The organism is Stenotrophomonas sp. 22DLJC03 (assembly GCF_056861405.1).
In genome coordinates this window covers 153,029-179,530 of the sequence record NZ_JBSPUG010000001.1, presented here as the reverse complement: position 1 = coordinate 179,530, position 26,502 = coordinate 153,029, and the positions used below count along the sequence as shown (strand labels likewise).

27 protein-coding genes and 1 riboswitch are annotated in these 26,502 nt (G+C 67.6%); of the genes, 14 read left to right on the top strand and 13 right to left on the bottom strand.

The genetic code is table 11. The features are described 5' to 3' along the window. The first annotated feature begins 130 nt into the window (after positions 1-130). From msrB to AC13GA_RS00820, 4 genes are all read left to right on the top strand, one after another. Positions 131-703, top strand: coding sequence for a peptide-methionine (R)-S-oxide reductase MsrB (gene msrB, locus AC13GA_RS00835; RefSeq protein ID WP_136639263.1), 573 nt, complete (start codon positions 131-133; stop codon positions 701-703). 2 nt (positions 704-705) lie between these two features. Next, a complete protein-coding gene (locus AC13GA_RS00830) occupies positions 706-2,475 on the top strand; it encodes a cytochrome c biogenesis protein DipZ (RefSeq protein WP_482997363.1) in 1,770 nt (589 codons plus the stop codon). A gap of 14 nt (positions 2,476-2,489) precedes the next feature. Then, positions 2,490-3,227, top strand: coding sequence for a peptide-methionine (S)-S-oxide reductase MsrA (gene msrA / locus AC13GA_RS00825; RefSeq protein WP_253077866.1), 738 nt, complete (start codon positions 2,490-2,492; stop codon positions 3,225-3,227). Between the two features lie 143 nt (positions 3,228-3,370). Next, a complete protein-coding gene (locus tag AC13GA_RS00820) occupies positions 3,371-4,819 on the top strand; it encodes an aminotransferase-like domain-containing protein (protein WP_046983059.1) in 1,449 nt (482 codons plus the stop codon). Positions 4,820-4,894: 75 nt separating this feature from the next. Here AC13GA_RS00820 and bioD read toward each other — a convergent pair whose 3' ends face one another. Continuing rightward, positions 4,895-5,578, bottom strand: coding sequence for a dethiobiotin synthase (bioD, locus tag AC13GA_RS00815; protein ID WP_482997362.1), 684 nt, complete (start codon positions 5,576-5,578; stop codon positions 4,895-4,897). Between the two features lie 68 nt (positions 5,579-5,646). Here bioD and AC13GA_RS00810 point away from each other — a divergent pair, with 68 nt between their 5' ends. Next, complete coding sequence (locus tag AC13GA_RS00810; protein ID WP_004140850.1) at positions 5,647-6,129, top strand: GAF domain-containing protein; 483 nt, start codon at positions 5,647-5,649, stop codon at positions 6,127-6,129. Further along, on the top strand, positions 6,126-6,488 hold the full coding sequence (locus tag AC13GA_RS00805; protein ID WP_125892467.1) for a TfoX/Sxy family protein: 363 nt from the start codon (positions 6,126-6,128) through the stop codon (positions 6,486-6,488). The genes AC13GA_RS00810 and AC13GA_RS00805 overlap by 4 nt, the downstream gene beginning before the upstream one ends. A 91-nt stretch (positions 6,489-6,579) precedes the next feature. Here AC13GA_RS00805 and AC13GA_RS00800 read toward each other — a convergent pair whose 3' ends face one another. Continuing rightward, positions 6,580-7,158 carry a histidine phosphatase family protein gene (locus AC13GA_RS00800; protein WP_136639260.1) on the bottom strand — a complete coding sequence of 193 codons (579 nt, stop codon included), beginning with the start codon at positions 7,156-7,158 and terminating at the stop codon, positions 6,580-6,582. A gap of 131 nt (positions 7,159-7,289) precedes the next feature. Beyond that, positions 7,290-7,512, top strand: a riboswitch (cobalamin riboswitch). A gap of 117 nt (positions 7,513-7,629) precedes the next feature. On the opposite strand from AC13GA_RS00800, the gene btuB reads away from it, so the two are divergent. Then, a complete protein-coding gene (gene btuB / locus AC13GA_RS00795) occupies positions 7,630-9,471 on the top strand; it encodes a TonB-dependent vitamin B12 receptor (RefSeq protein WP_482997361.1) in 1,842 nt (613 codons plus the stop codon). Positions 9,472-9,612: 141 nt separating this feature from the next. On the opposite strand, the gene gph is transcribed toward btuB, so the two are convergent. The 3 genes from gph to AC13GA_RS00780 form a co-directional block, all read right to left on the bottom strand. Further along, positions 9,613-10,269 carry a phosphoglycolate phosphatase gene (gene gph, locus AC13GA_RS00790; RefSeq protein ID WP_136639258.1) on the bottom strand — a complete coding sequence of 219 codons (657 nt, stop codon included), beginning with the start codon at positions 10,267-10,269 and terminating at the stop codon, positions 9,613-9,615. A gap of 63 nt (positions 10,270-10,332) precedes the next feature. Continuing rightward, a complete protein-coding gene (locus AC13GA_RS00785; RefSeq protein WP_482997360.1) occupies positions 10,333-11,124 on the bottom strand; it encodes a class I SAM-dependent methyltransferase in 792 nt (263 codons plus the stop codon). Next, complete coding sequence (locus AC13GA_RS00780; protein WP_482997359.1) at positions 11,121-12,050, bottom strand: LysR family transcriptional regulator; 930 nt, start codon at positions 12,048-12,050, stop codon at positions 11,121-11,123. The genes AC13GA_RS00785 and AC13GA_RS00780 overlap by 4 nt, the downstream gene beginning before the upstream one ends. 108 nt (positions 12,051-12,158) lie before the next feature. On the opposite strand from AC13GA_RS00780, the gene AC13GA_RS00775 reads away from it, so the two are divergent. Next, positions 12,159-12,797 (top strand): NAD(P)-dependent oxidoreductase, encoded by a 639-nt coding sequence (locus tag AC13GA_RS00775; protein ID WP_482997358.1) that lies wholly within the window; start codon positions 12,159-12,161, stop codon positions 12,795-12,797. An 85-nt stretch (positions 12,798-12,882) separates the two neighbouring features. Further along, positions 12,883-13,794 (top strand): MBL fold metallo-hydrolase, encoded by a 912-nt coding sequence (locus tag AC13GA_RS00770; RefSeq protein ID WP_482997357.1) that lies wholly within the window; start codon positions 12,883-12,885, stop codon positions 13,792-13,794. A gap of 311 nt (positions 13,795-14,105) precedes the next feature. Here AC13GA_RS00770 and dinB read toward each other — a convergent pair whose 3' ends face one another. Then, entirely contained in the window at positions 14,106-15,200 is a 1,095-nt protein-coding gene (dinB, locus tag AC13GA_RS00765; protein ID WP_482997356.1) for a DNA polymerase IV, read from the bottom strand. A 190-nt stretch (positions 15,201-15,390) separates the two neighbouring features. Here dinB and fabA point away from each other — a divergent pair, with 190 nt between their 5' ends. Both fabA and fabB read left to right on the top strand, forming a co-directional pair. After that, on the top strand, positions 15,391-15,906 hold the full coding sequence (fabA, locus tag AC13GA_RS00760; protein WP_004140661.1) for a 3-hydroxyacyl-[acyl-carrier-protein] dehydratase FabA: 516 nt from the start codon (positions 15,391-15,393) through the stop codon (positions 15,904-15,906). Further along, positions 15,906-17,114 (top strand): beta-ketoacyl-ACP synthase I, encoded by a 1,209-nt coding sequence (fabB, locus tag AC13GA_RS00755; RefSeq protein ID WP_136639253.1) that lies wholly within the window; start codon positions 15,906-15,908, stop codon positions 17,112-17,114. Before fabA ends, fabB begins: the two co-directional genes overlap by 1 nt. A 50-nt stretch (positions 17,115-17,164) precedes the next feature. On the opposite strand, the gene AC13GA_RS00750 is transcribed toward fabB, so the two are convergent. From AC13GA_RS00750 to AC13GA_RS00740, 3 genes are read right to left on the bottom strand one after another with little or no spacing between them, the layout of a single operon-like run. Then, positions 17,165-17,848 (bottom strand): HAD family hydrolase, encoded by a 684-nt coding sequence (locus AC13GA_RS00750; RefSeq protein WP_046983071.1) that lies wholly within the window; start codon positions 17,846-17,848, stop codon positions 17,165-17,167. Next, a complete protein-coding gene (locus AC13GA_RS00745; protein ID WP_046983072.1) occupies positions 17,845-18,546 on the bottom strand; it encodes a pseudouridine synthase in 702 nt (233 codons plus the stop codon). Before AC13GA_RS00745 ends, AC13GA_RS00750 begins: the two co-directional genes overlap by 4 nt. Beyond that, positions 18,543-19,613, bottom strand: a complete 1,071-nt coding sequence (locus AC13GA_RS00740) for a class I SAM-dependent methyltransferase (protein ID WP_136639252.1) — start codon at positions 19,611-19,613, stop codon at positions 18,543-18,545. The genes AC13GA_RS00745 and AC13GA_RS00740 overlap by 4 nt, the downstream gene beginning before the upstream one ends. Before the next feature lie 156 nt (positions 19,614-19,769). On the opposite strand from AC13GA_RS00740, the gene AC13GA_RS00735 reads away from it, so the two are divergent. After that, positions 19,770-20,033, top strand: coding sequence for a hypothetical protein (locus AC13GA_RS00735; RefSeq protein WP_005407925.1), 264 nt, complete (start codon positions 19,770-19,772; stop codon positions 20,031-20,033). A gap of 76 nt (positions 20,034-20,109) precedes the next feature. Here AC13GA_RS00735 and AC13GA_RS00730 read toward each other — a convergent pair whose 3' ends face one another. Both AC13GA_RS00730 and AC13GA_RS00725 read right to left on the bottom strand, forming a co-directional pair. After that, positions 20,110-20,403: a DUF3247 family protein gene (locus tag AC13GA_RS00730; protein WP_482997355.1), complete on the bottom strand. Its 294-nt coding sequence runs from the start codon at positions 20,401-20,403 to the stop codon at positions 20,110-20,112. A gap of 43 nt (positions 20,404-20,446) precedes the next feature. Next, entirely contained in the window at positions 20,447-22,435 is a 1,989-nt protein-coding gene (locus AC13GA_RS00725; RefSeq protein WP_004140574.1) for a hybrid sensor histidine kinase/response regulator, read from the bottom strand. 244 nt (positions 22,436-22,679) lie between these two features. Here AC13GA_RS00725 and AC13GA_RS00720 point away from each other — a divergent pair, with 244 nt between their 5' ends. After that, positions 22,680-23,243, top strand: coding sequence for a DUF3016 domain-containing protein (locus tag AC13GA_RS00720; RefSeq protein ID WP_046983095.1), 564 nt, complete (start codon positions 22,680-22,682; stop codon positions 23,241-23,243). A gap of 173 nt (positions 23,244-23,416) precedes the next feature. Here the strand turns inward: AC13GA_RS00720 and alr are convergent, their stop codons facing one another. Further along, positions 23,417-24,484, bottom strand: coding sequence for an alanine racemase (gene alr / locus AC13GA_RS00715; protein WP_426354466.1), 1,068 nt, complete (start codon positions 24,482-24,484; stop codon positions 23,417-23,419). Beyond that, positions 24,463-25,767 carry a D-amino acid dehydrogenase gene (locus AC13GA_RS00710; protein ID WP_482997354.1) on the bottom strand — a complete coding sequence of 435 codons (1,305 nt, stop codon included), beginning with the start codon at positions 25,765-25,767 and terminating at the stop codon, positions 24,463-24,465. Before AC13GA_RS00710 ends, alr begins: the two co-directional genes overlap by 22 nt. Before the next feature lie 149 nt (positions 25,768-25,916). Here AC13GA_RS00710 and AC13GA_RS00705 point away from each other — a divergent pair, with 149 nt between their 5' ends. After that, complete coding sequence (locus tag AC13GA_RS00705) at positions 25,917-26,396, top strand: Lrp/AsnC ligand binding domain-containing protein (protein WP_004140558.1); 480 nt, start codon at positions 25,917-25,919, stop codon at positions 26,394-26,396. Positions 26,397-26,502: the final 106 nt, after the last annotated feature.

Below are 26,502 nucleotides of genomic sequence, written 5' to 3'. Positions count from 1 at the left end.
CAGTGGGGAGGCTGCCCGCATTGTGGCGCGGGACGGCCGCCGATACCTCACGAAAAATTGAATCCTGCGTGAGGATTCGTTGACCCGGGCGGGCGCAGCATGGCCCCGTCGCCCCTTCCCGGAGTCCGTCATGTCCCTCACCCGCCGCCATCTGCTGGGCCTGGGCGGTGTTGCCACCGCCGCCGGCCTGCTTGGCCTGGGGGCCTGCAGCCGCGCTGCCCCGGCCGCCGCCGAAGCGCGCCCGTCACGACAGTTCGAGGTGATGCACAGCGATGCCGACTGGCGCCAGCGACTGACCCCGGCGCAGTACGCGGTGCTACGCCAGCAGGCCACTGAGCGCCCGTACAGCAGCCCGCTCAACAAGGAACATCGGCAAGGCACCTTCGCCTGCGCCGGCTGTGCGCAGCCGCTGTTCTCTTCCTCCACCAAGTTCGAGAGCGGCACCGGTTGGCCCAGCTTCTGGGCACCGCTGCACAACGCCATCGGCGAAGACCGCGACGTCACCTTCGGCATGCTGCGGGTAGAGGTGCACTGCCGCCGCTGCGGTGGTCACCTCGGCCATGTGTTCAACGACGGCCCGCGTCCGACTGGACTGCGCTACTGCATGAACGGTGCGGCGATGGTGTTCGTTCCCGGCGCCACTGATGGCACCGCCGATGGCTGGCGGGTGCCGGTCGGTTCTTCCTCTGCTTCCGGAGCCTGACGATGCTGCTGTTGCTGCTTGCCTACCTCGGGGGCGCGCTGACCCTGCTCAGTCCCTGCATCCTGCCGGTGCTGCCGTTCGTGTTCGCACGCGCCGACCGTCCATTCCTGCGCAGCACGCTGCCGTTGCTGCTGGGCATGGCGCTCACCTTCACCGTGGTCGCCAGCCTGGCCGCCGTGGGCAGCCAATGGGTGACGCAGGCCAACCAGGTCGGGCGCTGGATCGCCCTGCTGCTGATGGCGCTGTTTGCCGTGGCGCTGCTGTGGCCACGACTGGCCGACCATCTGCTGGCGCCGTTCCAGCGTGTGGGTGCACGCTTGAGCGCACGCGCCGATGCCGCGGACGCCGCAGGACGTGGCGGCGCATGGACCTCGCTGCTGATCGGCGTCGCCACCGGCCTGCTGTGGGCGCCCTGTGCCGGTCCGATTCTTGGCCTGGTGCTGACCGGTGCCGCGCTGCACGGTGCCAGCGTCGGCACCAGTACCCTGCTGCTTGCCTATGCATTGGGTGCGATCACTGCGCTGGCGTTGGCGGTGTGGGTCGGCGGCCGCGTGTTCCATGCGCTGCAGGCGCGGCTCGGCCTCGGCGACGCACTGCGCAAGGTGCTGGGCGTGGCCGCACTGCTGGCCGTGGTGGCGATCGGCCTGGGCTGGGACACTGGCCTGCTGACCCGCCTGTCCACGGTCAGCACCGCGCGCATCGAGCAGGGCCTGCTGGACGCCGTGCCCGGTGCGCAGCCGGCGGCACCGCCGATGATGATGATGGCTGGCCCCAATGCGGGTGCAGATGCACCGCTGCCAGTGGAAGGCACCCTGCCCGCACTGGACGGTGCCACGGGTTGGCTCAACAGTCCGCCGCTGACCGCGCAGCAGCTGCGTGGCAAGGTGGTGCTGGTCGACTTCTGGACCTACTCCTGCATCAACTGCCTGCGCGCGATGCCGTTCGTGCACGAATGGGAACGTCGCTACCGTGACCATGGGCTGGTGGTGATCGGCGTACACACGCCGGAGTTCGCCTTCGAACGCAACCCGAGCAACGTGATGAAGGCGGTGCAGGAACTGAAGGTCGAGTACCCGGTGGCGCTCGACAACCAGTACACGATCTGGCGCGCGTTCAACAACCGCTACTGGCCGGCGCAGTACTTCGTCGATGCACAGGGCAACATCCGCGGCCACCAGTTCGGCGAGGGCAACTATGCACGCTCGGAACAAGTGATCCGCCGGCTGCTGACCGAAGCCGGGCAGACCAACCTGCCACCACCGGCCAACCCCGCCGCAGCCGACCTGCAGGGCGTGGCCGTGCAGGCCGACATGAGCAACCTGCGCTCGCCGGAGACCTATCTGGGCCACGCGCGTGCCGAGCAGTTCGCCTCACCCGGCGGCCAACGCAGCGATAGCCCGTTCGACTACACGCTGCCAACCACCCTGGCACTGAACCAGTGGGGCCTGTCCGGACGCTGGACCGTCACCGACGAGGCCGCGCAGCTGCAGCAGGCCGGTGGCCGCATCGCCTTCCAGTTCCACGCGCGGGACCTGCACCTGGTGCTGGCACCGATCCAGGACGGCACGCCGGTACGGTTCCGCGTGTGGCTGGACGGCAAGCCGCTGACCGCTGCCGATGCCGGCAGCGATGTCGGTGCCGATGGCAGCGGCGTGGTCAATGAGCACCGCTTGTACCAGCTGGTTCGCCAGCGCGGCACGGTCGGCCCGCACCGCTTCGAGATCGAATTCCTCGACACGGGCGTGCAGGCCTACGCCTTCACCTTCGGTTGAAACGGGAGCACACGATGAAACTCTCTTTTGAACAAGGTATCGCCGCCGGTGTCGCCGGCCTGGTGGCTACTGCATTGATCGCTGGCGTGCTGCTGGTCGACCACGGTGCAGTCGCGGCACCGCTGGAAGCCAGCGCGCAGGCCAAGGCACTACCGGCGCCCAGCGGCGACGCCGCGTTCCGCGATGACGCCACCCACGCCAGCGTGGTGTTCGCCGGCGGTTGCTTCTGGGGCGTGCAGGGCGTATTCCAGCACGTCAAAGGCGTGAGCAATGCAGTGTCCGGCTACATCGGCGGCAGCGCTGCCAATGCACGCTATGAGCGGGTCAGCAGCGGCCAGACCGGTCATGCCGAGGCGGTGAAGATCGACTACGACCCACGCCAGGTCAGCTATGGGCAGCTGATGCAGGTGTTCTTCTCGGTGGTGCACGACCCGACCCAGCTCAACCGCCAGGGGCCGGACCACGGCAGCCAGTATCGATCGGCGATCTTCTCTGATGACGCGCGCCAGCAGGCTGCCAGCCGCGCCTACATCGCCCAGCTCGGCCAGGCCGGCAGCTATCGCGCGCCGATCGTCACCCAGCTCGGCAACGGCCAACGTTTCTACCCGGCCGAGAGCTACCACCAGAACTACATGACCAACTACCCGCAGGCGGCCTACATCCGCTACTACGACGCACCGAAGCTGGCCGCGCTGGGCAGGCAGTTCCCGGCGCTGTACCGGCGCGAGGCGGTGCTGGTTCCGATGCGCTGACGGCTCTACACACAAAAAAAAGACGCACGGCCATCCAGCCGTGCGCTTGGGAAGTATCGGCCACGCCCCGATCAGGCCCGTCCGACAACGACATGCTAGGCTCGCCATCATCATGGGTACAGAACCAGATGGCGGGAAGTTCGATGGATACAGATGACCAGAGCGCGATGATCCCACCCCGCTACCAACGGCTGTCGGATGAACTGGCCGAAGCCATCCACGGCGGACGTCTTCCGGTTGGCAGCCGCTTGCCTTCGCTGCGGCAGATGGCGTCGCAGCGCCGGCTCAGCCTGAACACGGTGATCGCGGCCTATCGCCAGCTGGAAGATGCCGGCCTGGTGATTCCGCGGCCGAAGGCCGGCTTCGAAGTTGCGCCGCGGCTGTCGGTTCCGGAACGTTCGCTGCGCGACACTCCGTCCGCACCCACCGCGCCGCTGCAGCAGGTACTGATGGCCCGCGTGCTGGAGGCACAACGCCGCTCCGGTGTGATCGATCTGGCCTTTGCCGGTCCGCGCGGACGCCAGTTCTATCCCGGCGCACAGCTGGCCCGGCACACCGCGCAGGTACTGCGCCACGGTCAGCAGACAGTGGAAACCTACGCGCGCCCGAACGGCTCGCCGCGACTGCTGGCGCAGATCGTGCGGCGCGGTCCGCGCATGGGCCTGCACACCCACAGCGAGCGGCTGCTGCTGACCCACGGCGCGATGGAAGCCCTGCAGCTGGCCTTGCGTGCAGTGACCCAACCCGGTGATGCGGTCGGCATCGAAGCACCGTCCTACTTCAACCTGTACCCATTGCTGGCCAACCTCGGCCTGCAGGCCATCGAGCTGCCCACCCATCCGCAGCACGGGCTGGACGTCGACGCATTGGACGCACTGATGGAGCACACGCCGCTGGCCGCACTGGTGGTGATGCCGACCGTGCACAACCCGCTGGGCTGCACCATGCCGACAGTGGCCAAGCAACGCCTGGCCGAACTGGTCAACGCGCGCCAGCTGCCACTGATCGAAGATGCGGTGTACGCCGAACTGCAGTTCTGCGAGCCGCCGGCACCGCTGCTGAAGGCGTTTGATCGCGATGGCTGGGTGATGGTGGTCGGTGGTTTCTCCAAGACGCTGGCGCCGGACTACCGCATCGGTTGGCTGGACGGGGGGCGCTTCGCCGAGCGCATCGCACTGCTCAAGTTCCAGTCCACCGGTGGCGAACCGCAGCTGCTGGGCGATGCGGTGGCGGCGTATCTGGAAGCAGGCAGCTACGAACACCACCTGCATCGCATGCGCCGCTTGTACCGCGAACAGGTCGGTCGCCTGCGCCAGCTGGTGGCCGAACACTTCCCGGCCGGCACCCGTGCCACCGAGCCACAGGGTGGCTTCCTGCTGTGGCTGGAACTGCCGGGGGTGGATACCCGCGAACTGTTCGAACGTGCGCTGCAGGAGGACATCGTGTTCATGCCCGGCCAAGTGTATTCGCGCGGCGCGCGCTACCGTCACTGCTTGCGACTCTCATGCTGCCAGACGTTGGATGCGCGCTTCATCGGTGCGGTGGAGCGGCTCGGTGCGATCGCGAAGGAGCTGGCAGCTGCAACACGGTAGTGCCGGCCGCTGGCCGGCAACCTCGGGATCGCCGGGTGGATGCAGTTGCCGGCCAGCGGCCGGCACTACTCAGGGTCACTCGAGCAGATGCGCCGCCAACGCTTCGCCATTCGCCCCCGGAAGATTGGGCAACCGCCCCCAGCACGGCATCGGCAGGCGCTGCTGCAGCGTGGCGATGTTGTCATCCTGGCGCTGCATCGCCGGGTCGATATGATTGCCGATCCAGCCCAGGCACTCCACGCCGCTGGCCTGCAGTGACTGCGCGGTCAGCCGTGCGTGGTTGACGCAGCCTAGCCGCATGCCGACCACAAGCACTACCGGCAGATGCAACGCACGCACCAGATCGAGCTGGTCCAGCGTGGCCGAGACCGGCGCCAGCCAACCGCCAACGCCCTCCACCACCACGATGTCTGTCTGCGCGCGCAGGCGCTCGAACGCGGCCACGATAGGCGCCAGCTCCACCTGCACGCCGTCCTCGGCAGCAGCCAGCTCCGGCGCCAGCGGCTGCCGCAGCGCATACGGGTTCAGGTCGGCATAGTCCGGCACCGGCCAGCTGGCCGCCTGCAGCGCCAGCGCGTCCTCGTTGCGCAGGCCCTGTCCCAGATCCTCACTGCCGCTGGCCACCGGCTTCATGCCGACCGCGCGCAGGCCGCGCCGGCGCAGTGCATGCAGCAGCGCGGTGCTGGCCGCGGTCTTGCCGATCTCGGTATCGGTGCCGGTGACGAACAGGGCAGGCGGCAGCGTGGCGGGCAACGGCATCGATAAGCTCCAGCGGGGCAACAGAGCGTGCATTATCGCCGGCCCGGCGCGCTTGCTAGACTGCGGGCATGTTCGCCAATGCCTCGCTTACCGGCAGCAAGCCGGAACAATACGCCCAGCTGCTGGAACAGGCCCGTGGCCTGGTCTACGCCGAGTCCGACCGCATCGCCAACGCGGCCAACCTCTCGGCACTGGTCTACCACGCCCTGCCCGACCTGAACTGGGTGGGCTTCTACCTGTACGACGGCAAAGAGCTGGTGGTCGGACCGTTCCAGGGCCTGCCGGCCTGCGTGCGCATCCCGCTGGACAAGGGCGTGTGCGGTGCCGCCGCCAGCCAGCGCGTGACCCAGCGCGTGGATGATGTCGATGCCTTCCCCGGCCACATCGCCTGCGATTCGGCCTCGCGCTCGGAACTGGTGGTGCCGTTGCTGCGTGGCGATGAACTGATCGGCGTGTTCGACATCGACAGCCCCAAGGTCGGCCGCTTCGATGCCGACGACCAGGCCGGCCTGGAAGCCATCGCCCGCGTGTTCGTCGAGGCGCTGGGATGAGCGCACCGAAGCTGCGCAACATCGGCCCGAAGAGTGCGGCGTGGCTGCGCCAGGTCGGCCTGCGCAGCCGCGAAGACCTGGTTGCGATTGGTGCCGTGGGCGCCTTCGTCAAGGTCAAGCGCGCAGGCTTCAAGCCCAGCCTGAACCTGCTGTACTCGCTGGAAGGCGCACTGCTGGACTGCCATTGGCAGGAACTGAGCGAGCCGCAGCGCGAGGCGCTGGTGCAGGACTATGAGGCGCGCATCGCCGCACATCCGTTGAAAGCGGCCGGCCCGGCCTCGGGCCCGGTGCATGAGCAGCGCTTCGACACCGATGATGACGCGGAAGACAGCGTGGCCGAGAGCGCCGACGAGGATTGAAGCCTCCGCGTTCCTGGGGATGCCGGACAGCGGCCGGCACTACCACTTTGATGCGGGATCGGTAGCGCCGGGCCATGCCCGGCGCGTGGGCTCAGGGCTGCTGCAGCTCCAGCAGCTCGCCCACCACACTTACCTCACCGCGTTCCAGCCTCACCCGCAGGCGGGTGCCGTGGTCGATGCGCAGGGCCCAGCACAGCGACATCGGCAGGCCACAGACCTGCGACAGCACCATGCGCAGCGGGCCGCCATGGCTGACCACCAGCGTCGGCACCGGATCGTCATCATCGAGCAGGCGATCCAGCGCGCGCGCGATGCGCCGCTCGAAGTGGCCCCAGCTTTCACCGTTCGGCGGTGGGTACGCATGCGGATCTGCGTGGAAGGCCGCCAGTGCATCCTCCGGCAGGTCGAACAGCGACTGCCCGTCCCAATCACCGAAATCCAGTTCTTCCCATTCCTCGTCCGCGTCCACGTCCAGCCCGCGCGGGGTGGCCAGTGCCATGGCAGTGTGCAGCGAGCGCAGCCGCGGCGAGCTGATCACCCGCTCCCAGGGAAGTCCGCCGTAGGCCTCGACCAGTTCCTGTGGCAGGCGGGCCAGCTGCGGCGGATCGCTGCGGCCATCAAGGAATTCATCGCGACCATTGCCGGCGTGGCGGACCAGGTCGAGGATCATGCGTGCGTCCCATGCGGGCGACGCAGGTACAACGGAAAACGGGCGGACATCGGCAACGGCACCACGGGATCAAGGGGCCATTCTAAGGGCAGTCGAGCAAACTCGACGCTACGCGCTCCCTGCGATGCCGTAGACTGCGCGCACTTCCAGGTGACCTGCGGCCATGGCCGGCAGGTTGAAACGGGAAGCCGGTGACGCGTGTTTCCACGCCATGCCGGCGCTGCCCCCGCAACGGTAAGCACGTCAGTTCCAGGCAGTACCGCCACTGTGCCGCAGGCATGGGAAGGCGCCTGGACGGTGGCCTCGCGCCACCCGGCGGCAAGCCCGGAGACCGGCCCGGAAGCCTCAGGTCGCGATGCGGTGGGCATGGCGCTGGATGATCGCGGCCTGTGCTGCGGCATCGGCGCGTGCCTGCCTTCGCGGCTCCTCCCCTTCGCCACGCGGGCGTACGTGGCACCCGGAGTTCCCCCGATGAAGCTGCAGTCCCGAATGCTGTCCCTGGCCGTGCTTGCCGCCCTGCCCACGCTGGCCCAGGCCGCCGATGACACCACCGCGCTTGACCAGATCCTGGTCACCGCCACCCGTACCCCGATCGCCCTGCAGGACAGCATCGCGCCGGCGCAGGTGATCGACCGCGCGCAGATCGCATCCAGCCAGGCCACCTCGCTGCAGGAACTGCTGCGCGGCCGTGCCGGCATCAACCTGACCAACTCCGGCGGCCTCGGCAAGCAGAGCTCGCTGTTCCTGCGCGGCACCAACTCGGGCCACACCGTGGTGCTGGTCGATGGCGTTCGCATCAACAGTGCCGACCTCGGCCTGGCCATGTACCAGGACCTGCCACTGGCGCAGATCGAACGCGTCGAAATCGTACGCGGCCCGCAGTCAAGCCTGTACGGTGCCGATGCCATCGGCGGCGTGATCCAGATCTTCACCCGCCGCAACCAGGGCGACTTCGCCCCGCACTTCCAGCTCGGTGGCGGCAGCAACGGCCTGCGCGAAGCCAGCGGCGGCATCGGCGGTGGTACCGAGCGCGGCTGGTTCGGCGCCGACATCGCCTACCAGCACTCCGACGGCATTGATGCCTGCCGCGGCTCGGCTACGCTGTTCGCCGGCTGCTTTGCCGACGAACACGACCGCGACGGTTACCGCAACCTGTCCAAGAGCCTGCGCGGTGGCTACAGCTTCAACGACCAGTGGACCGTGGAAGGCAGCGCACTGCGCGCCGACGGCAAGAACCACTACGACGGTTACTACAACTACTCCGAAACCCGCCAGCAGGTGCTGGCCGGCAAGGTGCGCTACACCCCGTCCGAACGCCTGGCATTCACCGCCAATGTCGGCCGCAGCGACAACGAGTCGGACAACTTCGGCGCACCGGGGGTGTTCGGCAGTGCACAGACCCATCGCAACAGCGCCTCGCTGCAGGGTGACATCACGTTGGCCGAGGGCCAGCTGCTGAGTGCTGGCGTGGACTGGAGCGAAGACAACCTGGATGGCAGCAGCGCCGGCTACCTCGTCGACAGCCGCCGCAACACCGGCGTGTTCGTGCAGTACCAGGGCCGCTTCGGCCGCCATCAGCTGCAGGTCAGCGCGCGCAACGACGACAACCAGCAGTTCGGCAATCACGCCACCGGCAGCGTTGGCTGGGCCATGGAGCTGGGCCACGGCCTGCGCGTCAATGCCAGCTACGGCACGGCGTTCAAGGCACCGACCTTCAGCGACCTGTACGACCCGTGGAGCGGCGTGCCGACGTTGAACCCGGAAAAGTCCAAGAGCGCCAACCTCGGTGTTTCGCAGCAGGGCCAGGGCTGGCATTGGGGCCTGGACGTGTACGAAACGCGCATCGATGATCTGATCACCTACGATGCATTCACGATGAAAATGCAGCAGGTGGAGAAGGCGCGCATCCGTGGCGCCGAACTGACCGGTGGCGTGCTGCTGGCCGGTTTCGACATCAATGCGCAGCTGAGCTACACCGACCCGCGCAACCGCACCCACGGCAGCACCCAGTTCGACAACTGGCTGCCACGCCGCGCGCAACAGACCGCACGCCTGGACATCGACCGCCGCTTCGGCGATTTCCGCGCCGGCCTGACCGTGCAGGGTGCGGGCAAGCGCTATGACGACGCGGCGAACAGAGTGAAGGTGGGCGGCTACGGCACGCTGGACCTGCGCGCCGAGTACGCGCTGACGCCATCGTGGTCGCTGCTGGCGCGTGCCGCCAACGTGTTCGACCGCAGCTACGAGACCGTGGCGTGGTTCAACCAGCCCGGTCGCGAGTACCAGTTGAGCGTGCGTTACCAGCCGAAGTGAGCGCAACGTTCATGGTAGTGCCGGCCGCTGGCCGGCAACATCATGACCTTCGGCAGCGCATTCCGGGTTGCCGGCCAGCGGCCGGCACTACCCATTGCGTCGGCCCGGGTTACCGCCCGGCGACCGGCGTTATCCGTTGAATCAGCCCTGCAACCCCGGCAGTTCACGCAGGTCGTCGATCACCGCCACCGCATGCGCAGTGGCCAGGTCCAGGCCGCGCGGGTAGCCGTAGCGCACCAGCGCGATCGGCATGCCGGCATCTTCGGCGGCGCGGTAGTCGGTCAGCGAATCACCCACCATCAGGCACTGCCCCACGGCCAGGCCGAAGTGCGCGGCGATGTGCCGCAGCGGTTCACCACTGGGCTTGCGCTGCGGCAGCGAATCGCCGCCCAGTATCAGCGCGAACGCATCACCGATGCCCAGGTGCTGCAGCAGCGGTGGCACCAGTGCTTCGGGCTTGTTGGTGCAGATCGCCAGCGGCACATTGCGTTCACGCAGCTTCGCCAGCGCTTCAGCAACGCCATCGAACAGGCGCGGGCTGCGCAGCAGGCATTCGCGGTAGTGCACCATGAACACTGGCATCACCTCGCTCATGTCGACCTCGCGGCCGGCCGCATGCACGGCCTGCTCCACCAGGCGGCGCACTCCGTCGCCGATCCAGCCCAGCACGGTAGCCTCCGGCACGCGCGCAACGCCGATGTCTTCCAGCGTGCGGTTCAGTGCTTCGGCGATATCGGCGGCGCTGTCGACCAGCGTGCCATCGAGGTCGAACACGACCAGCGGATAAGGATACGACAAGGAACGGCACCTGCATGACGTGGGGCCGTCCATTGTACGCCGCCCCTTTTTGGCAGTTCCGCCTCAGCCGATCCGGCGTGCGCGGGTCGCCAGGAAGGTGGGCACATAGCGGTCGATCAGGAAGCGCGGCTGCGGCTGCCAGTCTTCCATGAAGCGATCGATGACGAAGCCGGCATCGAGCTGGCCGCCGATCAGTTCGGTCAGGCTGTGGCCGAAGGTCAGCGCGTCACCACGGGCCAGCTTCGCCTCGCGCTCGGCCGGTGCCAGGTCTTCCAGGTCCGAATAGGGAATGGCGTACTGCGGCCGGATCAGGCCTTGTGCATCCAGCTGCGGATCGCGCGCGCCGACGAACAGCACCGGGTTGTAGAAGCTGGCCATCAGCATGCCATCGCGCGCCAGCACGCGCCGGCATTCGGTCCACACCGGGCGCACATCGGGCACGTACAGGTTCGAGATCGGGTGGAACACCACATCGAAACTGTCGTTGGCGAACACGTGCAGATCGCGCATGTCACCCTGCACGGTGCGCAGCTGCAGGCCATCGCGCGCGGCGACCGCGCGGTCCTGTTCCAGCTGCCCATCGGACAGGTCGAACACGGTGACATCTGCCCCGGCCGCCGCCAGCACCGGCGCCTGCTGGCCACCGGCCGACGCCAGGCACAGGATGCGACGGCCGCGCACATCACCCAACCAGTCCAGCGGAAGCGCGCGCGGGGTCAGATGTACCTGCCAGCGGCCCTCGCGCGCGGCAGCAATCGTTGAGCTTTCCACCGGGCGCGACCATTCGCGCACTTCGCTGGCCTGGCGGTCCCAGGCAGCACGGTTGTGGTCGATCAAGGCCTGTCCATGGTTCATGTGTTCTCCTTGCCCGGTGGGCGCCAATCCAGATCCTGGAAGGCCGGGCTGGCGAAGCACTCGGCCAGGAAGTCCAGGAATCGCCGCATGATAGCGGGCTGCTGGCGCCGTGACGCGTACACCGCATGAATGCCGAGTTCGTCCAGACTGAATTCGGGCAGCAGTTCGATCAGCTCGCCACTGCGCAGCAGCGGCGCCACCTGGTAGGTCGGCAGCATGGCGATACCGGCACCGGCCCGCACCGCCTCCAGCAGCAGCGAGGCCTCGTTGGCACTGATGTTGCCACCTACCGCCACCGACAGCGAACGGCCTTCCCGGTGCAGCTGCCACAGGCTCTTGCCGACGTAGTGATGCGTCAGGCAGTTGTGCGCGGCCAGATGCTCGGGCGCGGTCGGTGTGCCACGCGCCTGCAGGTAGGACGGCGTCGCGCACAGCACCGAACGGCAGGTGGCCAGCCGCCGCGCGATCAGGCTCGGGTCGATCTGGCGGGCGATGCGCACCGCCAGATCCACGCGCTCTTCCACCAGGTTCACCGTGCGGTCGACCAGCAGCAGCTCGATGCGCGCCGCCGGGTGGCGCGCGACGAAGCCGGCCACTGCCCGCGCCAGGTGGCTCTGCCCGAACGAGACGCTGGCGGTCACCCGCAGCGTGCCGTGCGGCTCGGGATCATCACTGGCCAGCTCGCCCTGCAGTTCTTCGCCGATCGCCAGCATCTGCCGGAAGCGCAACAGCGCCGACTCGCCGGGTCCGGTCAGGCTGACCCGGCGCGTGGTCCGGTGCAGCAGGCGCGCACCCAGCCAGCCCTCGACCTCGGCCAGGTAGCGGCTGACCATCGCCCGCGACATGTCCAGCACTTCAGCTGCGGCCGTCAGGCTGCCGCGCTCGGCCACCTCGACGAACACGGTCATGGCGGTCATTCGGTCCATATGCTCGATCCATGCAACAAACAAGCGCGTTATACGCTGTTTTTCGAGCGACTGCAGCGGCCTAGAGTGGCCCCATTCCCACCCCACACCGCTCCACGGAGTCCTGCCATGAAGATCGCCCTCGTTGGTTCCACCGGCAACATCGGCCGCCAGATTGCCCGCCACGCGCTGGCCCGCGGCCACGAACTCACCGTCATCGTGCGCAGCGCACAGGACCTCCCGGCTGAACTGGCCGGCGCCCACCCGGTGATCGCCTCGCTGGATGACCAGGACGCGCTGGTTGCCGCCATCACCGGCCACGACGTGCTGGCCAGTGCCTACGGCCCGCGCCCGGGCGATGACATCGGCCGCGTCGGCGAGGTCGCCGCGCAGCTGGCTGCCGCCGCACGCAAGGCCGGCGTGCCGCGCCTGGTGGTGGTCGGCGGTGCCGGCAGCCTGGAAGTCGCACCCGGCGTGCAGCTGGTCGATACCCCCACCTTCCCGGAGGCCTACAAGCCTTACGCACTGGCCCACCGTGAGGCGTTCAACCGCCTGCAGGCGGTGGAGGACCTGGACTGGACCTTCTTCTCGCCGGCCGCCGAAATCGGCCCGGGTGAAGAGCGCGGCCAGTACCGCGTACAGCCCAAGGCGTTCCTCGCTGATGCCAGCGGCCACAGCCGCATCAGCTACGCCGACTACGGCGCCGCGTTCGTTGCTGAGCTGGAAGCGCACCAGTACCCGAAGCAGATCATCACCGCGGCGTACTGATGCCAGGCCGCCGGGCATGGCCCGGCGCTACCCACCTGTAGAGCCGCGCCCACGCTCGGCTCGCCATCCGCCACAAGGAATTCCCATGCGTACCGCTGCCCTGCTGCTTCCCCTCGCCCTTGCCGCCACCTTCGCCAGCGCTCCGTTGCTGGCCGCACCGGCCACCGCGGCGCCGGCCATGGCGACGAAATCCCAGCTGCACCTGCAGACCTTCCATCCCGGCCCGCAGGCGATGTTCTCGGTGTCCTCGGTGCTGATCGAAGGCCGCCACGACGCGATCCTGGTCAATGCGCAGTTTGGTGCCAGCGACGCGCGCAAGCTGGTCGAGCTGATCCGCGCCAGCGGCAAGCAGCTGACCACGATCTACATCAGCCACGGCGATCCGGATTACTACTTCGGCCTGGCCACCCTGCAGGACGCGTTCCCGCAGGCACGCATCGTCGCCACTGCGCAGACCGTCGCCCACATCCAGCAGACCCAGGCCGGCAAGCTGGCCTACTGGGGGCCGAAGATGGGCAGCGACGTGCCCGCGCGCATCGTGGTGCCACAGGTGCTGGACGGCGATGCCCTGCAGCTGGAAGGCCAGCGCCTGCCGCTGATCGGCCTGGATGGCCCGACCCCGGATCGCACGGTGCTGTGGGTGCCGTCGCTGCGCGCGATCGTCGGTGGCATTCCGGTGGTGGCGGGCGAGCACGTGTGGATGGCCGACACGCAGACGCCGAAGTCGCACACCGACTGGCTGCAGACCCTGCAGCGGCTGCAGGCACTGAAGCCGAAGGTGGTGGTGCCGGGGCATTACGCGCCGGGTGCGGCACTGGATGCCAGTGCGCTGCGCTTCACCGCAGACTACATCCGTGTGTTCGATGTTGAGGCGGCAAAGGCGAAGGACAGTGCGGCGCTGGTGAAGGCGATGCAGTCGCGCTATCCGAAGCTGGCAGGCGTGGAGTCGCTGGAGTTGAGTGCGAAGGTGGCCAAGGGCGAGATGCAGTGGCCATGAAGTAGGAGTTTCTTTTGCAGGGCTGCGCCCTGCACCCGCTCAATGCAACAGCAACAGCCGAAGCAACAGCAGCAGCTGGCTATCCGTGGGATGGCGAGGTGGGTCCGGTTGCGGGGGACGCCGTGAATCCGTCCATGGAGGCTCGGTCGCGCCATCCATGGCGCTCACGCCCCCGCAACCGGACCCACCCCGCCTTCGACAGTTTCCCGCTATCTGTCGGAACCTGCTGCTGGTGGTGGGTGCCGACCGTTGGTCGGCACGGGGTCGGATCCCGCTGCTGCGCAACGGGCTCTGACCCCACTGTTTGATGATTAGGTATCTGTGGGATTGTTCATGTCGTGCTCGAACAACTCCCCCTGCACCACCGGCTCCTTTTCGCGGAACCCACCAAGCCCGACGCCGACCAGCCGATAGCGGGTCTCGGCCGGCAGGTCGACGCGGGCGCGCAGGGCCAGGGCGATGTCGCGCAGTTCTTCCATCGATTCCGGCGGGCGGTCCGGGGTGAAGCTGCGGGTGAGGATGCGGAACTGTGCGGTTTTCAGTTTCAGTACCACGGTGTGGCCGACACGTTCGGTCTTGCGCGTGGCGTTCCAGGTTTTCTCCGCCAGCTGCACGATGGCCTCACCCAGGTCTTCCAGCGGCAGGTCCTCGGCGAAGGTGTCTTCGGAAGAGATCGACTGCACCTGCTGGTCCGGCTCCACCGGCCGTTCATCGATGCCGCGCGCGCGGTTGTACAGGCTGCGGCCGAAGCTGCCGAACGCCTCTTCCAGATCGATCAGTGCCCACTGCCGCAGGTCGCCGCAGGTGACGATGCCGCGCGCGGCCAGTTTGCCTTCCATCACCTTGCCGACGCCGGGCACGCGGTTCACCGGCAACGGCAGCAGGAAGGCATCCACCCGCTGCGGCGGAATCACGAACTGGCCATCGGGCTTGCGCCAGTCCGAGGCGATCTTGGCCAGGAACTTGTTTGGCGCGATCCCGGCTGAAGCGGTCAGGTTCGTCTCCTCGCGGATCTGCGCACGGATGGTGCGGGCAATGTCGGTGGCCAGTTCGATGCCACTCTTCGGTTCGGTCACATCGAGGTAGGCCTCGTCCAGCGACAACGGCTCGACCAGGTCGGTGTGGCGCAGGAAGATCCCGCGCACCTGCTGTGACACCGCTTTGTAACGTGCGAAGTCCGGCGGTACGAAGATCGCATCCGGACACAGGCGCTCGGCACGCACGGCCGGCATCGCCGAGCGCACGCCGAACACGCGCGCCTCGTAGGACGCCGCGCACACCACCGAACGCGCGCCACGCCATGCCACAACCACCGGCTTGCCGCGCAGTGACGGATCGTCGCGCTGCTCCACCGACGCGTAGAAGGCGTCCATGTCGACGTGGATGATCTTGCGCAGTCGGGTCATGTCAGGCGTAAAGGGCGGAGGCAGGCTGAACCGACCACACGCACAGGTATGGTCGTTGCACATCAACAGGATGCGCGTATTCCCTTGAAAACACTACGGTTGCGTACGGTTGAAATGTTTGATCGGCGCAGTTTCCACGGGCATTCTCGGGCGCTTGTTTCCCTGTTCTTCGCTTCCAGGATTGTGCTTCATGACCCGTCTCCACGCGTTCAACCGCGAACAGCTGCTGGCCAGCGCACGCGGTGAACTGTTCGGCGCCGCTGCCGGCCGTTTGCCCAACGATCCGATGCTGATGTTCGACCGCATCACCGAAATCCGCGAGGACGGCGGACCGCATGGCAAGGGCATGGTACGCGCCGAACTGGATATCCGCCCCGACCTCTGGTTCTTCGGTTGCCACTTCATCGGCGACCCGGTGATGCCTGGTTGCCTGGGCCTGGATGCCATGTGGCAGCTGACCGGCTTCTTCCTGACCTGGCTGGGCGCCCCCGGCAAGGGCCGCGCACTGGGCTGCGGCGAGGTGAAGTTCACCGGCCAGGTGCTGCCGGACGCGAAGCTCGTGCGTTACGAGATCGACATCAGCCGGGTCATCAACCGCAAGCTGGTGATGGCTCAGTCGGACGCCCGCATGTACGTGGATGACCGCGAAATCTACAGCGCGCGCGATCTGCGCGTCGGCCTGTTCACTGAAACCGGGAGCTTCTGATGCGTCGCGTCGTCATCACTGGCATGGGCATCACGTCCTGCCTCGGCAATGATCTGGATACCGTTTCGAATGCGCTGCGCGAAGGGCGCTCCGGCATCACGGCATTGTCCGACCACGCCGACGCGGGCCTGCGCAGCCAGGTCGGCGGCCGCGTCGACCTCGACCTGGACGCGCTGATCGACCGCAAGCAGAAGCGCTTCATGAGCGATGCGGCGGCCTTTGCCTACCTGTCCATGCGCGATGCCATCGCCGATGCCGGGCTCAGCCCCGAGCAGGTCAGCAACCTGCGTACCGGCCTGATCGCCGGTTCCGGTGGTGGCTCCAGCGAATGGCAGATCGGCGCAGTCGACCTGCTGCGCGAACGCGGTGTGCGCAAGGTCGGCCCGTACATGGTGCCGCGCACGATGTGCTCGACGGTCTCGGCCTGCCTGGCCACCGCCTACCAGATCAAGGGCGTCAGCTACTCGCTGTCGGCTGCCTGCGCGACCTCGGCGCACTGCATCGGCGCCGCCGCGGACATGATCCGCCACGGTGCGCAGGACATCATGTTCGCCGGTGGTGGCGAAGACCTGCACTGGTCGATGAGCGTGATGTTCGATGCGATGGGCGCGCTGTCGACCAGCTTCAACGAAACCCCGGCCAGCGCCTCGCGTCCTTACGACAAGGACCGCGATGGCTTCGTCATCGCCGGTGGCGGCGGCATGCTGGTGCTGGAGGATTACGACCACGCCGTTGCGCGCGGCGCGCACATCCATGCCGAGCTGATCGGCTATGGCGTGACCTCCGACGGCGCGGACATGGTGGCGCCGTCCGGTGAAGGCGCGGTGCGCTGCATGAAGATGGCGCTGCAGGGCGTGGATCGTCCGCTGGACTACCTCAACACCCACGGCACCTCCACGCCGCTGGGCGACGTCACCGAGCTCAACGCGATCCGCGAAGTGTTCGGCGATGCGGTGCCGCCGCTGTCCTCGACCAAGGCGCTGTCCGGCCATTCGCTGGGTGCGGCCAGCGTGCACGAGGCGATCTACTGCCTGCTGATGATGCGTGATGGCTTCGTGGCTGGTTCGGCCAACATCGGCGAGCTGGACCCGAAGGTGGAAAGCTTCCCGATCCTGCGCGAGAGCCGCGAGCAGAAGCTGGATACGGTGATGTCCAACAGCTTCGGCTTCGGTGGCACCAACGCGGCGCTGGTGTTCGGCCGGGTGTGATGGGAAGGCGTGCCGGCCAACGGTCGGCACCCACCGTCAGGGGCGGGCTGTTACCTCGGCAGCAACGGCAGCAGCAGCGCGTGCGCGTCCAGCAGCGAGCCGACGATGCGGTGGCCGAATGCGCGCAGCTCCTCATCCGGATGCACCAGGTCCGGCACCTGGATCACGGTCATGCCGGCAGCCAGCGCGGCGCGCGTGCCGGCCGGTGAATCCTCCAGCGCCAGGCAGCGCTCTGGCAGCTGCCCCAGCCGCTGCGCAGCCAGCAGGTAGATGTCCGGTGCCGGCTTCGGCCGCGCCACGTCGCCGCTGGTGATCACCGCATCGAAATACGGCAGCAGGCCGGCGGCGGACAGCTTGCGGTTGGCCCGCGGCTGCCGCGTGGTGGTCGCGACCGCACGCGGTATCGCGTGCGCCTCCAGCAGTTCCAGCAATTCGAGAATGCCTGGCCGCAGCGGCAGGCCGGTCTGCGTGCGTTCCTCGTAGAGGTCGTGGCAGCGTGCGGCCACGGCTTCGATCACGCTGTCCTCGACCCCCTGCGCACGCAGCAACGCGTGCGTATCGCGGTCGCCGAGACCGACCATGCGCAGGAACACCGTTTCATCCAGGCCCAGGCCGAATTCATCGGCGGCCTGGCTCCAGCAGGCCAGCGAGACCCGCTCGCTGTCGATCATCAGGCCGTCCATGTCGAAGATGACGGCGTCGGGCAGGAACGGCAGCGCAGCGATGGTGGTCATGGAGCGAACAGCGTATCCAGGTCGGTGGGAGTGAGCTGCCGCCATTGCCCTTCGTCCAGTCCCTGCAGGTCCAGCCCGCCGACTCGGCTGCGGTGCAGGGCCTGCACATGGTTGCCGGTGGCGGCGAACATGCGGCGTACCTGATGGTAGCGGCCTTCATGCAGCACCAGGCGTGCGCGGCGCGCATCCAGCACTTCAAGTTCAGCCGGCAGCAAGGGCGTCTTCTCGGACTCCAGCATCAGCGTGCCACTGGCGAACAGCGCCCCTTCATCGCCGCGCAGGTCCTCGCTCAGTTCCACTTCGTAGACCTTGGGCAGCTTCGACTTCGGCGAGATGATCCGGTGCAGCAGGCCGCCATCGTCGGTCAGCAGCAACAGGCCACTGGTGTCGCGGTCCAGCCGGCCGACGGTGGACAGCACCGGGTCGCGGTCGCGGTAGCGCGGCGGCAGCAGGTCGTAGATCAGGCGACCTTTGTCCTTGGTGGAACAGGTGTAGCCGGCCGGCTTGTGCAGCGCGATCGACAGGCCCACCGGCGGGTCCAGCGGCTCGCCATCGACGCGCACCGCTTCATGCGGCACCTGGTCGTCGGCGTACAGCACCTCGCCATCGGCGTCGGTGACGCGGCCTTCGCGGAACATCCACTGCACCTGCTTGCGGCTGCCATAGCCCAGGTTGGCGATGAGCTTGACCAGCTTCACTTGCCCTTCCCCCTGCCCTTCACCGCCTCGACCAGCTTGAAGCCATCGCGCTCGGCAACCACGCGCACCGCACCGAAACTCTCATTGAGCGTGTACTCGTACGGCAGGTGGCGGTTGGCCACCACGTACAGGCGTCCGCCCGGGCGCAGCGCCTGCGCGGCCACGGCGATGAAGCGCTGGCCGATGTCCGGACGGTCGGCACGCGAGGGCGTGTGGAACGGCGGGTTGCTGATGATGACGTCGTAGTCCGGCTCGATACCGGCGGTGACGTCGCGCCACAGGAAACGCAGCGGCAGCGGGCGCGGCGGCGGCGACAGGTTCAGCTCGGCCAGCGCCAGCGCACGCTGCTCGGCCTCGTACAGGTCCAGCGCGGTGATCTTCGGGCAGCGCTCCAGCAGCTCGCGCGACAGGTAGCCGTAACCGGCACCGAGGTCGGCGGCGCGACCGGCCAGGTCGGCCGGCAGGTGCTCGGCCAGCAGTGCCGAGGCCGGGTCGATCCGGTCCCAGGCGAACACGCCCGGCCGGCTGAGGAAGCGGCCACCGACAATCGGGCGGACCGCGTCCAGGGCGGACCAGCGCTTGGCCAGGTCGGCATCGTGCTGGCCCTGCATCGGCGCGGTCCAGTACGCCCGGCAGTGGTTCTTGGTCAGGCTGCCGCCGAGGCCGGTCAGCTGCTTGAGGTCGCCCTCGCCGGAACGCGCGCCTTCGTTGTTGGACTGGCAGGCGACGATGCGGCCGCCTTCAGCAACCAGCGCCAGAGCGCGGGCGAACAGCGCACGGGCTTCCTCGCGCTGGCGCGGCGGCAGCACCAGCACCAGCGGATAGCGGCCCTTGCCGGCCACATCATCCAGCTGGCCGCTGACGGTCCAGCCGGCGGCCTGCTGCAGTGGCTGCGCGAACGGGGCGAAGCTCTGCTCGCAGTGCACTTCACGGCCACCGGCCACTTCGCGCAGCGGCCAGCCATCGCGGGCACGCAGGAAGGCCACCGGACCCTCCGGCCAGCGCAGGGCGCCTTGGGAGAACGGCAGGAGCAGGGTCTGCAGGGGAGCGTCGTCGCTGGAGGCCATCGGCGCGGTTACTTCAAAGCGTGAGGGCCGTCCATTGTACCGGCTTGGCCGGGCCAGCCCCGGCGGCCGCTTTGCGAAACCCGAACGGGGCCTTGATCCCCCGGAAACATCGCAGCGTTCAGGGTAAAGGCTCCCCCAATCCCCAGGAGAGCCTGCATGCGTGCCTTGTTCGTCGGTGGCGTGGTAGACAACAGCGAGATGGACCTGGAAGGCAGCCATCCGCCCGTGCATTACCCCGAAGATACCGGCGGTGGCCACTCACGCTACCGCCTGCACCAGGTCGGCCACGGCGCCGATGGCAGCGTGGCCTATGCAGTCTACGGCGCGCCGGACCTGGCCGACGACGAGGTGGCGAGGGTCGCAGAGGAGCGCGCGTACGCCCGCCGTTTCGAAGCAACCCCGACGTTGTTCGAGCATTGACATCACCGCAGTGCCCGAGCCCGAGCCCATGCTCGGGCGGTGGCGCAGCCGAGCGTGGGTTCGCTTCTACATCGGATCAAGGTGCCTTGGGTGGCAGGCGGTTGATGCTGGCGATTTCATCCAGCCACACATGGTGCTGCTGCACCGGCGTGTCGTAGTCATCCAAGCGCAATTGGCCGTTGCTGCCTTCGTCGCCGGCTTCGTTGCGGTACTGCTGCAGGGTCGGCTTCACCGCCACGGTGCCGAGCAGGCGGCGACCATCGTGCAGGGTCAGTTGTACCTGCGTTTCGCCTTCAAGCTGCGGCAACAGGGCCTCCAGGCGCGCGATCTGCGCCGGATCGGTATGGATACGGGGAGCAATACGGGACATCGGCGACCTCCTGCGTGCAGGGTCGCCGATCAGCCGTGAATGCTCAGTGCAGCGCGCTGTCGGCGCGCGGCACCTGCACCTTGCGTACCGCAGACACCAGCTGCGCCACCGAATAGGGCTTGGCCACATGCTCCTGGAAGCCCGACGCCAACGCACGACGGCGATCGTCGGCGCGCGCCAGTGCTGTCACCGCCACCGCGGGCAGGGTCAGCGCGTCCACGCCCATGTCCTCGCGCAGCGTACGCACCAGGCCGTAGCCATCCATGCCGGGCATGCCGATGTCGGTCAGCATCACGTGGTACTGCAGATGGCCGGTGTCGGCCAGCAATGCCAATGCCTCGCCTGCGGAACTGGCCGCGGACACGCTCGCGCCCTGCTCTTCCAGCATGCGCCGCAGGTACTCCAGCACTTCCGGCTGGTCTTCCACCGCCAGCACGTGCATGCCGCGCAGCGGATACGGTTCAACGATCACCGGCTCCAGGATCGGCCCGCTGATTACTTCGCGCAGCGGACGGCGCTCGGCATCCGGAAGGTGCTGCGGCAGGCGCACGGTGAAGGTAGCGCCGTGGCCGTGCCCTTCACTGGCGGCGGTGACCGTGCCGCCGTGCAGCTCGACCAGCTGCTGCACGATCGCCAGACCCAGGCCCAGGCCGCCATGGCGGCGGGTGGTGGTGCCATCGGCCTGGCGGAAGCGGCTGAACAGGTGGTTGAGGAACTCAGGCGCGATGCCGTCGCCGGTATCGCGCACGGTGATCACCCAGTGATTGCCATCGGCCTGCAGGGCCACGTCGATGCGGCCTTCGGCCGGGGTGAATTTGATCGCGTTGGAGAGCAGGTTCCAGAACACCTGCTGCAGGCGGGTGGCATCGCCCAGCACCAGGCTGGGCCGGTCGGGCAGCTGCAGGTGCACATCCAGCGCCTTGCCTTCGGCCACCAGCTCCTGCGCACCGATCGCTTCGCCCAGCACGCCGCACAGATCCAGCACTTCCACTTCCAGCTGCACCTTGCCCAGCAGCATGCTGCTGAGATCGAGCATGTCCGAGATCAGCCGCTTCTGCGCGCCAGCGCTGTTGGCGATCACGCCCAGGCCCTTGTACAGCGGGCTGGTGTTGTCCACGCGCTGCAGCAACAATTCGCTCCAGCCCAGGATGGTGGTCAGCGGCGTGCGCAGCTCATGCGACAACGTGGCCAGGAATTCGTCCTTCAGCCGCGCCATGTTCTCGGCCGCGCTGCGCGCGGCACGCTCGGACTGCAGCAGTTCCTCGCGGGCCAGTTCGATTTCGCGGCGCTCGGTCACGTCCGGGCTGCTGCCGGCAAGGCCGATGAAGCGGCCCATCCGCGAAAAGCGTGGACGTGCATTCATCTCCAGCCAGCGCCATTGGCCATCGGCACGCCGCGCACGCACCAACGCATGCATCGAGCGCTGCGCCTTCAAGGCCTCCTGCAGCTCGTACTCGAACACCGAGGCGTCGTCCGGATGCACCAGCCCACGCCACACATCCTCGGGAACGCGCGTTTCGTCGCCACCGAAAAACTCACTGAAGGCGCTGTTGACGAAGCGTGCATGGCCACGCTCGTCCAGCACCCAGACCGGCATCGGCAGGCCATCGGCCAGCGCACTGAAGCGCGCTTCGCTTTCACCCAGCTCAACTTCCATCTGCTTGCGCGCGGTGATGTCGAAGAACAGGATGCCGACCTTGTCCTCACCCGGGCGCCCCACGCGCACCGCGTCGACCGCGAACGAGCGGCCCAGCGCCCGCGCTTCCATCTCGAACTGCGCCGGGCGGCCGCTGCGGGCCACTTCACCGTAGATGCGGAACCAGTCTTCCTCGTGGTGCGGTTCCAGCGCGCTCATGCGCTGGCCGCGTGCGTCCTTCAGTCCGGTATGCCGCTCGAAGGCATCGTTGACCTCGATGAAACGGTAGTCCACCGCACGATCACCATCGAACAGCACCTGGATCACGCAGAAACCTGCGTTGATGCGCTCAAGCACGCCATGATGCAGGTCGGGTTCGGGCGCCGGCACCATCATCGGTGGGCGCTCCACTAGGGGCGGCAGTGTGGACAAGGGCGTTTGGACAGGCCGGGTTGGAGGCACAGCATCTTCCAAAGAGCGTATTCACAGCGTCAAGCGCCGTCAGTCATGCTTGACGACAATGAATTGGCGGCAACCACTCTTGTATGTGACGCAATCGGCCATTGCCGTTGCCTGGAAGCAGGATCACACTCGATCCGTGATCAACATCGTCCCCATCGGTGGGACGCAGGAGACCGTCATGAAACGCTCACTCGCGATTGCCCTGCTGGCAGGCGCCCTGGTGGCGGGCGGCGCCAACGCGGCCCCGCGCACCGTGACCGATGCGCAGGCACCACGTGCGCTACAGGCCGATGGCCCGGTCAGCGTGAAATGGGATGATCCGGCCAAATTCACCGAGATCCGCCAGAGCACCAACCGCTTCGAAGCCGAGCGCGGCGACTGGGTGCAGCAGCTCGCGCGCTACCTGCAGACCACGGCGGCCAAGCCGCTGCAGCCTGGCCAGACCCTCGACGTGACCCTGGTCGACATCAAGCGCGCCGGCGACTACGAGCCCTGGCATGGCCCCCGCGGCAGTGACATCCGGATCATGCGTGACATCTACCCGCCGCGGATCAGCCTGCAGTACACGCTGAAGGATGCCAGCGGCCGCATCATCAGCGAAGGCGATGCGCGCCTGAGCGACACCGGCTATCTGCACAACGTAGGGCTGAAGAGCGACAGTGATCCGCTGCGCTATGAGAAGCGCCTGATCGATGACTGGGTGAAGCGCCAGCTGGCCAGCCAGGCCACCGCTGCGCGGTAGGCCCATCGGCAGGTGTCGACCTTGGTCGACACGCATTCACGGCGCCGACCAAGGTCGGCCGCTACCAGAGCCTCGCCCGGCGACGCGTACCGGGCGACCGCTGCGCGGTAGGCCCATCGGTAGGTGTCGACCTTGGTCGACACGCAGTCACAGCGCCGAGCATGGGCTCGGCTCTACATGTACACCCTGGCCACGCGCTTGACGCCACACGGCAGCTGGTACGCACTCACGCCGCAGCGCGGCGCCAGCTCGGACAGCGTCGGCGCATTGCCCCACAGCTCCACCACGCTGCCAACGCCCGCCTGCGGATGCGCAGTCAGGTCCACGGTCAGCATGTCCATCGACACGCGACCGATCAGCACGCCGGGCTGACCATCGATCAGCACCGGGGTACCGTTCGGCGCGAACTGCGGGTAGCCATCGGCATACCCCAACGCGACCACGCCGACGCGGGTGCGCGCCTTGGAGACGAAGCGGGCGCCATAGCCCACCGGTTCCCCCGACTCGATCCAGCGCTCGGCAATAACCTTGGACTGCATGGTCATCACCGGGCGCAGGCGCGCGGTGAGATCGGTGTTGTCCGGCAACGGATTGGCCCCGTACAGCATCAGGCCCGGGCGCACCCAGTCGCTGCGCACATCCGGCCAGCCCAGCAGCGCCGGCGAATTGCACACGCTGGTCTCGCCTTCGAGGCCGTCGATGGCACGGGCGAACGTCGCCGCCTGCTCGTGGGTGCGTTCGCTGTCCAGCTCGTCGGCACGTGCCAGATGGGTCATCAGCACGATGCGTTCGACCTGCGGCAGCGCCGACAGGCGCGCATGCGCGGCGCGGAAGCTGTCCACGTCCAGGCCGAGGCGATGCATGCCGCTGTCCAGCTTCAGCCACACTGTCAACGGACGCGGGCTGTCGAAGGCGGCCAGCGCCTCCAGCTGCCACGGCGAACCGACGGCGAACCAGAAATCATGCTCGGCCACCAGCGCCATGTCGCTGGCTTCGAAGATGCCTTCCAGCAGCAGGATCGGCGCACGGATGCCGGCCTGGCGCAGTTCCAGCGCCTCTTCGATGGTGGCCACGCCGAAACCATCGGCCTCGCCTTCCAGCGCCTGCGCACAGCGCACCGCGCCATGGCCGTAGGCATCGGCCTTGATGATCGCCAGGGCCTTGCCACCGCCCAGTTCGCGGGCGAGGCGGTAGTTGCTGCGCAGGGCGCCCAGATCAATCAGCGCGCGGGCAGGACGCATGTGCGGTTCTCATGTTGCGGGGCGTGACCGTACTGGCCATAGCGGAAAACATCCAGGCCTTCGGTGCTGATCTGCGGCTGGCGTGCGCTCATCAGGTCGGCCAGGTAGCGGCCCGAGCCGCATGCCATGGTCCAGCCCAGCGTGCCGTGCCCAGTGTTGAGGTACAGGTTGCGGAACGGTGTGGCGCCGATCACCGGCGTGCCATCCGGCGTGGCCGGGCGCAGGCCGGTCCAGAACTGCGCGCGCGACAGGTCGCCGCCCTTCGGGTACAGGTCGCTGACCACCAGTTCCAGGGTCTCGCGGCGGCGCTGCGACAGCGACAGGTCGAAGCCGGCCACTTCGGCCATGCCACCGGCGCGGATACGGTCGTCGAAACGGGTGACCGCCACCTTGTAGCTCTCATCGAGGATGGTCGAGGTCGGTGCCATCGCCGGATCGGTGATCGGCAGGGTCAGCGAATACCCCTTCAGCGGGTACACCGGCAGGCGCATGCCCAGCGGTGCGACCAGCGCCGGCGAGTAACTGCCGAGCGCGACCACGAAGCGGTCAGCGGTTTCCAGCGTGCCGTTGACGTGCACGCCGGTGATGCGCTCGCCATCGGAGACCAGACCGGTGATGTCCTGGTCGAAGCGGAACTCGACGCCGGCGTCCACGCACATCTGCGCCAGGCGGCGGGTGAACAGCTGGCAGTCGCCGGTCTGGTCACGCGGCAGGCGCAGCGCGCCGACCAGGCCGTCGACATGGGCCAGGGCCGGTTCGGCCTGGATGATGCCGGCGCGGTCCAGTACCTCGTACGGCACGCCGTACTGGGCCAGGATCTCGATGTCCTGCGCCGAGGCGTCCAACTGCTGCTGGGTGCGGAACAACTGGGTGGTGCCCAGGTCGCGGCCTTCGAATTCGATACCGATCTCCGCGCGCAGCTCATTGAGGCAGTCGCGGCTGTACTCGGACATGCGCACCATGCGCGCCTTGTTGATCGCGTAGCGCTCGTGGGTGCAGTTGCGCAGCATCTGCCACAGCCAGCGGTACTGGGCCAGGTCCATGCCCGGCTTGATCGCCAGCGGCGCGTGCTTCTCGAACAGCCAGCCGATCGCTTTTTTCGGCACGCCCGGGGCGGCCCACGGCGAGGTATAGCCAAACGACAGCTGCCCAGCATTGGCGAAGCTGGTTTCCAGCGCCGGGCCGGGCTGACGGTCGATGACCGTGACTTCAAACCCGGCCTGTCGCAGGTACCAGGCACTGGTGGTGCCGATCACGCCGCTGCCGAGGACTAGGACTCGCATGGGACTTCTCCAACCCGATCATTCCCTGCACTGGAGCGTGCCGGGACCATAATTGGGGAAGTATAGACAGCCAATACCAGTTGATTTGCCTGATTTGCATTCAACCGGCAGGATGTTCCCCTGCAATTCATTCCCCAAGGTTGACGGCCATGGCCACCCGTACCCGTGAACTGGACAAGATAGACCGCAAGATCCTGCGCATCCTGCAGGCCGAGGGCCGTATCTCCTTCACCGAACTGGGGGAACGGGTCGGGCTGTCGACCACCCCGTGCACCGAACGGGTGCGCCGCCTCGAACGCGAAGCAGTGATCACCGGTTATCACGCTCACCTGGACCCGGCGGCGGTGAAGGCCAGCCTGCTGGTGTTCGTGGAGATCAGCCTGGCCTACAAGTCCGGCGACATCTTCGAGGAGTTCCGGCGCGCGGCGCTGAAGCTGCCGAACGTACTGGAGTGCCACCTGGTGTCGGGCGACTTCGATTACCTGCTGAAGGCGCGGATCAGCGAAATGGCCTCCTACCGCAAGCTGCTCGGCAGCACGCTGCTGACGCTGCCGCATGTCCGTGAGTCGAAGAGCTACATCGTGATGGAAGAGGTGAAGGAGACGCTGAGCCTGCCGATTCCGGATTGAGGCGCGGCTGCGGTTGGGGTCAGAGCCCGCGGTGCGGGATCCGACCCCGGTCAGGATTCGGCAAGGGGTCGGATCCCGCGCAGCGGTCTCTGACCCCGGTCATGGC